This window comes from Cupriavidus sp. F041 (genome assembly GCF_057814235.1).
The window spans coordinates 722,437-733,845 of record NZ_JBVASY010000002.1 but is presented as its reverse complement, the minus strand read 5'-3'; the positions used below and the strand labels follow the sequence as shown (position 1 = coordinate 733,845).

Annotated in this window: 11 protein-coding genes; 5 read left to right on the top strand and 6 right to left on the bottom strand. The window is 65.0% G+C overall.

From position 1 onward, the window contains the following. Positions 1-83: 83 nt before the first annotated feature. Positions 84-3,596, bottom strand: a complete 3,513-nt coding sequence (dnaE, locus tag ACZY0R_RS20450; RefSeq protein WP_488860767.1) for a DNA polymerase III subunit alpha — start codon at positions 3,594-3,596, stop codon at positions 84-86. 182 nt (positions 3,597-3,778) lie between these two features. Here dnaE and ACZY0R_RS20445 point away from each other — a divergent pair, with 182 nt between their 5' ends. Next, complete coding sequence (locus ACZY0R_RS20445; RefSeq protein ID WP_488860765.1) at positions 3,779-4,627, top strand: sulfurtransferase; 849 nt, start codon at positions 3,779-3,781, stop codon at positions 4,625-4,627. A gap of 31 nt (positions 4,628-4,658) precedes the next feature. Here ACZY0R_RS20445 and ACZY0R_RS20440 read toward each other — a convergent pair whose 3' ends face one another. From ACZY0R_RS20440 to rpsP, 5 genes are all read right to left on the bottom strand, one after another. Continuing rightward, a complete protein-coding gene (locus tag ACZY0R_RS20440) occupies positions 4,659-5,339 on the bottom strand; it encodes a CoA pyrophosphatase (protein WP_488860763.1) in 681 nt (226 codons plus the stop codon). A gap of 143 nt (positions 5,340-5,482) precedes the next feature. After that, positions 5,483-5,878 (bottom strand): 50S ribosomal protein L19, encoded by a 396-nt coding sequence (gene rplS, locus ACZY0R_RS20435; protein WP_035859392.1) that lies wholly within the window; start codon positions 5,876-5,878, stop codon positions 5,483-5,485. A gap of 75 nt (positions 5,879-5,953) precedes the next feature. Continuing rightward, positions 5,954-6,760, bottom strand: a complete 807-nt coding sequence (trmD, locus tag ACZY0R_RS20430; protein ID WP_045238664.1) for a tRNA (guanosine(37)-N1)-methyltransferase TrmD — start codon at positions 6,758-6,760, stop codon at positions 5,954-5,956. 61 nt (positions 6,761-6,821) lie between these two features. Beyond that, positions 6,822-7,487 (bottom strand): ribosome maturation factor RimM, encoded by a 666-nt coding sequence (gene rimM, locus ACZY0R_RS20425; protein WP_488866068.1) that lies wholly within the window; start codon positions 7,485-7,487, stop codon positions 6,822-6,824. A gap of 85 nt (positions 7,488-7,572) precedes the next feature. Next, positions 7,573-7,827 carry a 30S ribosomal protein S16 gene (rpsP, locus tag ACZY0R_RS20420; protein WP_035859381.1) on the bottom strand — a complete coding sequence of 85 codons (255 nt, stop codon included), beginning with the start codon at positions 7,825-7,827 and terminating at the stop codon, positions 7,573-7,575. Between the two features lie 192 nt (positions 7,828-8,019). On the opposite strand from rpsP, the gene ACZY0R_RS20415 reads away from it, so the two are divergent. The 4 genes from ACZY0R_RS20415 to ACZY0R_RS20400 all read left to right on the top strand — a co-directional run bounded on the left by ACZY0R_RS20415 (position 8,020) and on the right by ACZY0R_RS20400 (position 11,384). Further along, positions 8,020-9,093 carry a PQQ-dependent sugar dehydrogenase gene (locus ACZY0R_RS20415; protein WP_488866066.1) on the top strand — a complete coding sequence of 358 codons (1,074 nt, stop codon included), beginning with the start codon at positions 8,020-8,022 and terminating at the stop codon, positions 9,091-9,093. Positions 9,094-9,269: 176 nt separating this feature from the next. Further along, a complete protein-coding gene (locus ACZY0R_RS20410; protein WP_488860760.1) occupies positions 9,270-9,674 on the top strand; it encodes a hypothetical protein in 405 nt (134 codons plus the stop codon). Positions 9,675-9,941: 267 nt separating this feature from the next. Further along, entirely contained in the window at positions 9,942-10,430 is a 489-nt protein-coding gene (locus tag ACZY0R_RS20405; RefSeq protein WP_488860758.1) for an NINE protein, read from the top strand. Between the two features lie 33 nt (positions 10,431-10,463). Next, positions 10,464-11,384: a LysR family transcriptional regulator gene (locus tag ACZY0R_RS20400; protein ID WP_488860756.1), complete on the top strand. Its 921-nt coding sequence runs from the start codon at positions 10,464-10,466 to the stop codon at positions 11,382-11,384. Positions 11,385-11,409 lie beyond the last annotated feature (25 nt).

Here is an 11,409-nt window from a genome sequence, read left to right as displayed (position 1 = left end):
GTGATCCATGGAATGACGGGATGGACGGCAGCAATTCCGATCAGGGCGGCGCAATGCCGTTGCCGCCCTGCCGACAGCCCGGGTCAGCCGTACAGCATGCGAACGTTCTCGCCCGACAAGGCCGAGCGGAAGCTCGCGAGGGCATCCTCGGACGGCGTGACCAGCCATTGCCGGCCCAGCTCCGCCTCGCAGCGGGCACCGGTGGTGGCATAGCTGATGCGCACCGGCAAGCCAGGGCTGTTGGCCACCGTCGCCAGGTAGGGCGTGAGCAGTTCGCGCAACAGCTCGGTAGAGGCATTGCCATTGAAAGCCAGGCCGACCGCATCGGCGTACTTGGCGCGCGCCGCCACCAGGTCCATCACCGATTCGGCGGTGAAGCGCACGCCGCCGGTAAAGGTGTCATGGCGGGCGTTACCTTGCACGATCACCATCTCGTCCTCGCGGAACATATGGCGGTTGGCGTCGAACAATTCGTTGAACACGGTCATCTCGACCTGTCCGGTGCCGTCGTCGAGCAAGACGATCAGCATCTTGCCGCGCTGCGTCATCTGGGTACGCATGCCGGTAATGACGCCGGCGATCACCTTGCCGCGCACATCGCGGCCATAGCCGCCGCCATTGCCCTGTACTTCCTTCTCCAGCCCGGCCAGCGTGCCTTTGAGGAAGCGGCCGACTTCGTCACGATAGGCATCGAACAGGTGCCCCGAGAAGTAATACCCCAGAGCCTGCTTTTCTTCCTGCAGCGTGCGCTTGGGCGCCCAGCGCGGCTCGTCAACCAGTTCGGGACGGTGCGATTCACCGGCGTCGGCCATCAGGTCGAACAGCGAGACCTGGTTGGCCGACTCAGCCTTCTGCTCGGCGGCTTCCATCGCGAGCGACACGGAGGCAAGCAGCTGGCCGCGATTGTCATTGAGGCTGTCGAAGGCGCCGGCGCGGATCAGCGCCTCGATGGTGCGGCGGTTGACCTGGCGGCGGTCGACGCGCTCGCAGAAGTCGAACAGGTCGGCGAAGGGCTTTTCCTCGCGAGCGCGCAGGATGTCCTCGATGGCGCCCTGCCCCGAGCCCTTGATGCCGCCCAGTCCATAGCGGATCGTCTTGGCATCGGTCGGCGCGAAGCGGTATTCGCTGGCGTTGACGTCGGGCGGCAGCACCTCGAGGTTGTTGAGCTTGCAATCCTCGTACAGGATCTTGACCTTGTCGGTGTCGTCCATGGCGAGCGACATATTGGCTGCCATGAATTCGGCCGGATGGTGCGCCTTGAGCCAGGCCGTGTAATAGGCCAGCAGCGCATAGGCGGCCGCGTGCGACTTGTTGAAGCCGTAGCCCGCGAACTTCTCCATCAGGTCGAAGGTGTCGTCGGCCTTCTCGGCGGTCAGGCCGTTCTTGGCCGCGCCCGCGCGGAACAGCTCGCGGTGCTGGGCCATTTCCTCGGCCTTCTTCTTACCCATGGCGCGGCGAAGCAAGTCGGCGCCGCCCAGCGAGTAGCCGCCGATGATCTGCGCCATCTGCATCACCTGCTCCTGGTAGACCATGATGCCGTAGGTCTCCTTGAGCACCGGCTCGACGCGCGGGTCCGGGTATTCCACCTTCTCGCGGCCGTGCTTGCGCGCGCAGAAGCTGGGAATCAGGTCCATCGGGCCCGGGCGGTAGAGCGCCACCAGCGCGATGATGTCCTCGAAGCGGTCGGGCTTGGCGTCCTTCAGCATGCCCTGCATGCCGCGGCTTTCCAGCTGGAACACGGCTACCGTGTTGGCCGTCTTGAGGATGTCGAAGGCGGGGCCATCGTCGAGCGGAATGTGGCTGCAGTTCCAGTCCGCCTTGGTCGGATCGAGCCGGCGGATATAGCGTTCGGCCCAGTCCAGGATGGTCAGCGTGGTCAGGCCCAAGAAGTCGAACTTGACCAGGCCTGCCGCTTCCACGTCGTCCTTGTCGTACTGGCTGACCACGCCGCTCATGCCGTCGTTCTGCGCGCCCTGGGTATAGAGCGGGCAGAAATCGGTCAGCTTGCCTGGCGCAATCAGCACGCCCCCGGCGTGCATGCCGACGTTACGCGTCATGCCTTCCACGCGCTGCGCCAGCTCCAGCAGCTGGCGCACTTCTTCTTCATTCTTCTCGCGCTCGGTCAGGAGCGGCTCTTCCTTCTTGGCTTCCTCGATGGTGACGAGCTTGCCCGGCTTGAACGGAATCAGCTTGGCGATGCCGTCGACGAAACCGTAGCCCAGGTCGAGTACGCGGCCCACGTCGCGCACCGCGGCCTTGGCGGCCATGGTGCCGAAAGTCGCGATCTGCGAGACAGCTGCGTGTCCGTACTTCTCCTTCACGTAAGTGATCACCCGATCACGGCCGTGCTGGCAGAAGTCGATGTCGAAGTCGGGCATCGAAACCCGTTCCGGGTTCAGGAAACGTTCGAACAGCAGCGCGTACTTGAGCGGGTCCAAGTCGGTGATGCCCAGCGCATACGCCACCAGCGAACCGGCGCCGGAGCCGCGCCCCGGTCCTACCGGCACGCCATTGTTCTTGGCCCAGTTGATAAAGTCCGCCACGATCAGGAAGTAGCCGGGGAAGCCCATCTTGATGATGGTGCCGGTCTCGAACTCCAGCCGGGCGTAGTACTCGGGGCGCTTGGCCTCGCGTACTGCCTCGTCGGGGAACAGTACCGCCATGCGCTTTTCCAGGCCTTCCTTGGCCAGGTGCACGAGGTAGTCGTCGAGCGACATGCCGTCGGGCGTGGGGAACAGCGGCAGGCGCGGCTTGCCCAGTTCCAGCGTGAGGTTGCAGCGGCGCGCGATCTGTACCGCGTTTTCCAGCGCGGACGGGATGTCGGCGAACAGCGCGCACATCTCGTCCTGGGACTTGAAATACTGGTCGGTGGTGAAGCGCCGCGTGCGGCGGGGATTGGCCAGCAGTTCGCCTTCGGCGATGCAGGTACGGGCCTCGTGCGCGGTGAAGTCGTCGGCGGTCATGAACTGCACCGGATGCGTTGCCACCACCGGCAGGTGCATTTTGGCCGCCAACTGCACCGCCTGCTGCACATAGGCATCGGTGCCGGGCTGGCCGGCACGCTGCAGTTCAATGTAGAAACGCTGCGGGAAGACCTTGGCCCAGTGCGCCGCGGCTTGTGCCGCTCCCGCCTCATTGCCATTGGCCAGCGCCACGCCGATATCACCGCCCATGGCCCCGGAAAGGGCGATCATGCCAGTGGCCAGCGGCAGGCCCTCTTCACCCGCCTCGTCAAACCAGGCCGGATCGATCTCGGCGCGGCCGCGGTACTGGTTCGACAGCCATGCGCGCGACAGCAGCACGCACAGGTTGAGGTAGCCGCGCCGGTCCTGGACCAGCAGCAGCAGCCGCGTGGGCTTGTCGCGATCGTCGGCGTTGGTCAGCCAGACGTCGGCGCCGATCACGGGCTTGACGCCGCCGCCGCGCGCTTCCTTGTAGAAGCGGATCAGGCCGAAGGCGTTGGCCAGGTCGGTCAGGGCGAGCGCGCCCATGCCATCGGCGGCGGCGGCCTCGACGGCGTCCTCAAGACGCACGATGCCATCGACGACGGAGTATTCGGAATGGAGACGGAGATGAACGAAGCGAGGTGCAGACATGGGCGTAATTGTACCGGCTCGGCATGCCCTCGCCCGCCTTCTTTGCACCACGGACCGCACGGCAAGACCAACCCGGCTGCTCGGAAAAGACCGGCACGAGGCCTTCAAGGCGCTATAATTTCGCCTTTCCAATCAGGCAGTTACCGCGCGGTCACAATGCGCGGGCCGGGCGTGCGCCACCTATGCAGATCGTAAACATCTCCGCTTACAAATTCGTCACGCTGGACGATATCCCGGCTTTGCGCCCGGAAATGCGCGCGCGCTGCGAAGCCCACGGGCTCAAGGGCACCATCCTGCTCGCACCGGAAGGCATCAACCTGTTCCTGGCCGGCGTGCGCGAAGCCATAGACGGCTTCCTGGGATGGCTCCACGCCAACCCGCGTTTTGCCGACATCGAGCCCAAGGAGAGCCTGTCGGAGAACCAGCCCTTCAAGCGCATGCTGGTGCGCGAGAAGAAGGAAATCATCACCATGAAGATGCCGCTGATCCGCCCCGAGGCAGGGCGCGCACCTGCGGTACGGCCCGTGGAGCTCAAGCGCTGGCTGGACCAGGGCCATGACGACGCCGGCCGCCCGGTGGTGATGCTCGATACACGCAATGCCTTCGAGGTCGCGGTCGGCACCTTCGAGCAGGCGGTCGACTACGACATTACCAAGTTCAGCGACTTCCCGCCGGCCATCGCGGCACACAAGGCGGAGTTCGAGGGCAAGACCATCGTGTCGTTCTGCACCGGTGGCATCCGCTGCGAGAAAGCCGCCATCCACATGCAGGAGGCCGGCATCGAGCACGTCTACCAGCTCGAAGGCGGTATCCTGAAGTATTTCGAGGAAGTGGGCGGCAGCCACTATCAGGGCGACTGCTTCGTCTTCGATTACCGCACCGCGCTCAACCCGAGCCTGGAGCCCGCCGGACCGAAGCAATGCTTCGCCTGCCGCGCCGTGGTCACCGCCGAGGAGCAGCAAAGCCCGCACTATGTGGTGGGCAAGAGCTGCCCGCACTGCATCGGGCAAGACCAGGCTGCCGCGGCCTGAGATCGCTCCCTGTACGGCTGCCCGATGGCAATCAGGCAGCCAGCAGATGGTAGAGGTTGCGGAGCATGCCGGCGGTGGCGCCCCAGATAAAGCGGTGGCCGCCGTCTTCGCGCGGGAAGGGCATGGCGTAGAACAGGCGCTCGCCGTCCACCCAGCGGAACAGACGCTGCTGGTGATGGGAAGGGTCCATCAGGAACTCCAGGGGAACCTCGAAGACATCGGCGACCTCGCGCGCATCGGGGCGCAGCGTGAAACCGTCGCGCACCAGGCCCACCACCGGGCTGACATGGAAACCGGTGCCCGTGATGTAGTCGGGCAGAGCGCCCAGCACCTCCACATAGTCGCGCACCAGCCCAACTTCTTCTTCGGTTTCACGCAACGCCGTGGCAACACGGTCGATATCAAAGGCTTCGTGCCGGCCGCCCGGGAAACTGATCTGCCCGGCGTGCGAACTCAGGTTGGCATTGCGCTCGGTCAGCAGCACGGTCAGCCCATCGCCCCGCTCTACCAGAGGCACGAGCACGGCCGCGTCGCGCAGCTTGAGGCTGCGATCGTAGGCACGCGATTCGTCAGTCAGCTCGGGCGCCCACGCCGGTGGCGACTGGAGCCGGTGGCGGATGAACTCGGGCTGCAGGCGCACATCCTCAAGCGGCGGATGCCGGGTATCGGTTGCGACGATGGGGAGGGATTCAGGATCGAAGGCAGGACGCATAATCGTTGCGAGTATGACAGAAGCCGGCCAAACCGTTCTTCATGCACCGCAGCAAAAATACCGCGCGCAGACGCAAAAAGGGCACCCGAAGGTGCCCTTTTTGCGTAGCCACGACCGGCAGAACCGATCGTGGCGACAGCGGCTTACTCCGCAGCAGCAGCCTTGGCCGGTGCCGACTTGTATGCCAGCTTTTCCTTGATCCGCGCGGACTTGCCCGAACGCTGACGCAGGTAGTACAGCTTGGCGCGGCGGACGTCGCCACGGCGCTTCACTTCGATCGCTGCGATCAGCGGCGAGTACAGCTGGAACGTACGCTCCACGCCTTCACCCGACGAAATCTTGCGCACGATGAAGGACGAATTCAGGCCGCGGTTGCGCTTGGCAATCACCACGCCTTCGTAAGCCTGCACGCGCTTGCGGCTACCTTCCACCACATTCACGCTGACGATCACGGTGTCGCCGGGTGCGAATGCGGGGATGGTCTTGTTCGCGGTCAGGCGCGCGATTTCGTCTTTCTCGATCAGCTCGATGATGTTCATCGTTTTTTCTCCTTGTCCATCATGCCGACGTTGTATGCCCCAGGCATGGCCTGGGCCCCGGCAGAGGATGGGGTTTCACCTGGCGGGAGCGAACTCCCGCCCTTCTTTCGCCAGCCAGGCCGACAGGAATTTCTCGTCGGCCCGGCTCAGCAACCCTTGGCTGCGCGCTGCCTCGATCAGATCGGGGCGCTTCTTCGCAGTATTCGCGAGCGCCTGCTGGCGCCGCCACTTCTCGATCTCGGCATGATGGCCCCCGAGCAGTATCTCGGGCACCCGCACACCTTCGTATTCTTCCGGCCGCGTATAGTGCGGACAGTCCAGCAGCCCATTGACGAAGCTGTCCTGAACCGCCGACTGGGCATCGCCCAGCACGCCCGGCAAATGCCTGACGACCGCGTCGATTACGGCCATGGCCGGCAACTCGCCACCCGACAGCACGAAATCGCCGAGGCTGATTTCCTCATCCACGCGCCGCTCGATCAATCGCTGGTCGATGGCTTCGTATCGGCCACAAAGCAGCACAAGGCCGGGACGCTGCGCCAGCGACATCACCTTCTGATGCGTCAGGGGCGCGCCTTGCGGCGACATCAGCACCACATGCGGCTTCACCGTCTCGCCCGGCACATCCGTGGCGGCTTGCGCCGCCAGTTGCGCCGAACATGCCGCGCCGATCGCATCTTCCAGTGGCTTGGCCAGCATTACCATGCCAGGACCGCCGCCGTACGGGCGATCGTCGATCGTACGGTAGTTGTCGCTGGTGAAATCGCGCGGATTCCAGGTGCGCAGCGTATAACGCTGCTGCTTGGCCGCCCGGCTGGTGATACCCCAGTCGGTCAGCGCACGGAACATCTCGGGAAATAGCGTGATCACATCGAACTGCATCCGCCCCTCCCTATACTTGCCCACCCGGCCGCCGCCAGCCGAGCGTCCGCTGCCGGACCGCTCAGTAGTCCAGGCCCCAGTCGACCACCACGCGTCTGGCCGAAATATCGACCGAGCGCAGGAATGCGTCGACAAAGGGGATCAGGCGCTCGCCTGCCTTGCCGTCAGGCAAGGTATGCGCTACCTGCAGGATCTGGTGCGCGCCGTTGTCGATCAGGCCGGACACTTCGCCCAGCGACTCGCCCTGCTCATTGAACACGGCGCAGCCGATCAGATCGACCCAGTAAAATTCGTTTTCATCCGGCGCGGGGAAATCCTCGCGACGAATCCAGACACGGCGACCCTTGAGCGCTTCCGAGTGGTTGCGGTCGGACACGCCGTTCGCCTGGGCCACCACGGTACCGCTATGCTCACGGGATTGCACGACCTTCACGCATAATGCCTCCGATGCCACGGCATCGGCCGCGCCCACCAGGCCTGTCGGCGGGGCTTTCAGCAGCCACCAGCGGCGCGCATGCAACAGCGCGCTCGCATCGTCGGCATGCGGCTGGACCTTGATCCAGCCCCGAATGCCGTAAGCCGCACTGATGTAACCAACCTCGATCAGGTCGTCCGGCAGCTTATCGGTATATGCCAGCGCAGCCGGAAACCCAGCTACGCCCCGCGGCTTGAGACTCGCCTTTTCCTGCACACCGGCCTGGGGCCGGGCCGAGGGCTCGAGCGGCATATTGAGCGGCCGCCGCGCCGGGACGCCTTGCTTGCGTTCTGTCACGTGTCGTTTGCCACGCGTCGCGAAACGCGCGTCACAACAATCAGGCTACGGCCTTGGCGGCGTTCTGCTTGACCAGACGGGCAACCGTCGGCGACAGCTGTGCGCCCACGCCTTGCCAGTAGGTCAGGCGGTCTTGCACCAGACGCAGGCCTTCTTCGCTTGCCGAAGCCAGGGGGTTGTAGAAGCCGATACGCTCGATGAAGCGGCCATCGCGACGATTGCGCGAGTCTGCCGCGACGATATTGAAGAAGGGGCGCTTCTTGCTGCCACCGCGAGCCAGACGGATTACGACCATGGTTTGATTCCTCAGAAAACTTGATGTTCGAACACGAAACGCAAGAGTATAGACCAAATCCCGAGCCCAAACAAACACTTAGAGCGATTGACTCGACACCTGGCTACAGGCATCGTGGCGAAAACCCCGACAGGAGATCTTGCCGTGCGTTCCTACCTTCACATTCGCGCCCTGCTTGCAGCCGCTTTCGCCGTGACTGCCTGGTTCAGTCCCAATGCAAGTGCGGGCACGGCCCTGCCGCTGGAGCAGATCCAGCTGCCGCCGGGGTTCCGCATCGACGTGCTGAGCCAGGATGTGCCGGAAGCACGGGGCATGACCATGTCGCCGGCCGGCACCCTCTTTATCGGTAGCCTTGGCCAGGGCAAGATCTATGCAATCAGCAACGCGCTGGCGCCTAACCCGAGGGCAAGGACAATCGCCACCGGCCTGACCATGCCGGTAGGCGTGGCCTTCCGCGACGGCGCCCTTTATGCGTCCTCGGTCTCGCGCATCGTCCGGCTCGATGACATCGAAGCCCGGCTCGACACCCCGCCAAAACCGGTCGTGGTGAGCGATCGCTTCCCTTCCGAAACGCACCACGGCTGGAAGTTCATCGCCTTTGGTCCGGATGGCTATCTGTATATCCCGGTTGGCGCACCCTGCAATATCTGCAAGCCTGACGAAAACCGCTACGCCAATATCATGAAGATGAAGCCCGACGGCTCCGACCTGCAGGTAGTAGCCAGGGGCGTGCGCAATTCGGTGGGCTTTGACTGGCACCCGGTCACGCGCCAGCTGTGGTTCACGGACAATGGGCGCGATCAGCTGGGAGACGATGTGCCAGACGACGAACTCAACCGCCTGACCCGTTCCGGCCAGCATTTTGGCTATCCATACTGCCACGCCGGCAGCATCGCCGACCCGGAGTTCGGCAAGCAGCGCAACTGCTCGGAGTTCGAGCAGCCAGCCGCAAAACTGGGCGCGCATGTCGCCTCGCTCGGGATGCGCTTCTACACCGGGTCACAGTTTCCCGCGGAATACCGGAACAATATTTTCATCGCCGAGCACGGCAGCTGGAACCGTAGCACGAAGGTCGGCTACCGCATTGTCCGGGTAGTGCTGAACGAGAGTGGCCAGGCAGTGCGCCAGGAAGTCTTCGCGCAAGGCTGGCTGCAAGACGGCAAAGCCTGGGGCAGGCCGGCCGATGTCCTGGTGGCCCCGGATGGCTCGTTGCTGATCAGCGACGACACGGCGGGCGCCATTTACCGTATCCGCTACGCGCCGTGAGGCGTTGGAACGCCACTCCCCGCGCAGCCCGCAGGCAAGCTGCGAAACGTAGCGGATGGGGGCGAAACAATCCGTTACACCAGTAACGGCTTTTGCATATGCGTCCCGAAGGCCCGTGCGTACCATGAACCCATATCTCGAACAACTCACCGCGCGACAGGATACTGGGATTCCGCATGCTCCCCCGCACCTTCCTGCGCGACTCGGTGGCTGGCATCCTGTTGGCCGTTTCAGTGCTCGGCCTCAACGCTGTCAGCCATGCGCAGGTCGCGTTTTGGCAACACAGCCGGCCCGAAGGCCGGACTGCGGGCAATGGTAACGCTCGCGGCCAGGGCGGCTGGGAGATGGCTAGCGTACGCGCCGAACGGCAAGACCATGTGCGTGCCCAGATCGAAAGAATGGAAGCCCGTGCCCGCGCTGATGACCGCCTTAACGGTCGCCCCTTGCCACCCCAGGAGCGCGATGATGAGCGCGGCCGCCCACCCGATCGCAACGCGCAAGGCGACAACGCGCGCGGCGAGCAGCGCGGTCCCGGCGCCGGCCCCGGCTGGCAGGCGCGGGGACGCGACGGCGGCCGTTAGGTCCGCCTGAAACCGGCATTTCCCTCCCCCGCTTGTTTGCCCTCCAAACGGCGGGATCCACCTCTCTTGCCCGCCCCGCCTTCCTCCCGGATGTGCCGCGCACGGAACTCCCGTGCGCCTTCGCCGTCCGACCCGCATCGCTCCCGGCCTTCCCGCGCCGGCGCTTGAGGCCAGCGTACAATGAGCGCCGACGCCAGCTTGACTGGCATTGCCCTGATCTTGCGCTGGCCGCCCCCCCTGGCCCGCCATCAACCTAGTTGCCGCCTCATGCCTGCCGCTACCCAAGTTCCAGCCGCCACCGCACTCGTCAAGCCGCTTCCGGGCAAGTCCAAGCTGCTCACGGTCGCGCTTGCCTTCCTGTTCGGCAGCTTGGGCTTGCATCGCTTCTACCTGGGTGGTTTGCGCGACAAGTTTGCGTGGGCTCACCTGCTGGCGGCCCTGGCCGGGGTCATCGGCGTCATTTCGATACAGACTGGCGCCGGCACGCCGGCCCTGAACTGGACCTTTGCCATCGCCGGTGGCACATCGGTGATCAGCGCCTTCCTGGCGGCCATCGTGTACGGCCTGCGCCCGGACGATAAATGGGATGCCCGCTTCAATCCCCAGGGCAAGCCGACTCGGTCTGGCTGGCCGGTCGTGATCCTGGTCATCCTGTCGCTGCTGATCGGTACCGGCCTGCTGATGGCGGGCCTGGCCATCAGTTTCCAGACCTTCTTCGAATCCCAGGTCGAAGCCGCTCGCGCCCTTTCGCAGTAATTAGCAGCTCCAAGGCCCAGCGGCCCAGGCGCCATGCACTTCGACTTGCTGGATATCGCGGTGTTCGTGCGCGCGGCGGCGCTGGGCAGCCTGTCGGCGGCGGCGCGCGATCTCGGGCTGTCCACGTCATCGGCCAGCAGCCGCCTGGCGCTACTCGAACAGAAGCTCGGCACGCGGCTGCTGCACCGGACCACGCGGCGCATTTCGCTGACCGGAGACGGCCAGCGCTTTCTTGAGCATGCCGGGCAATTGCTCGACACGGCCGACCAGGCCGCGCAGTCGGTAGGCCGGGGGGCGGAAGCACCACACGGAATACTGCGCGTCACGGTGCCCGCATCCTTCGGCCGCCAGCACGTCTCTCCGGCCATCCCAGCCTTCCTTGCCGCCTACCCCGGCCTGACGCTGGACCTGCGGCTGACGGATCAGGTGATCGGCCTGGTGGAGGCCGGGGTGGACGTGGCGCTGCGCATGGGCGCCCTGCCCGACTCATCGCTGGTGGCCCGCCCGCTTGCCCCGAGCCATCGCGCCATTTGCGCCTCGCCCGCCTACCTTGCCGCCCATGGCACGCCACGGCACCCGGAGGACCTGCGCGACCACAATTGCATCGTGCTTGGCGACCAGGCCACCTGGCAGTTCGACACGGCGCTGGGCAAGACGGTGATCGCCGTCAGCGGCAATCTCCGCACGGACAACGGCGAGGTCATCCGGGATGCGATCCTGGCTGGCATGGGGCTCGCGCTCAAATCCACCTGGGATGTCGGCCCCTACCTGCGTAGTGGCGCGCTAGTCAACGTGCTGCCCGATTATCCGGTACTGCCGTCGGTATCGATCTGGGCGGTCTACCCGAGCCGCCGGCAGGTGCCGGCAAAAACCCGGGCCTTTACCGATTTCTTTGCGGCGCGCTTCGGCTCCCCGCCCTACTGGGATAGCCCCGCGGCAGCACCGCCTGCCTGACTGGCCTGGCTCCCGCACGGCAAAA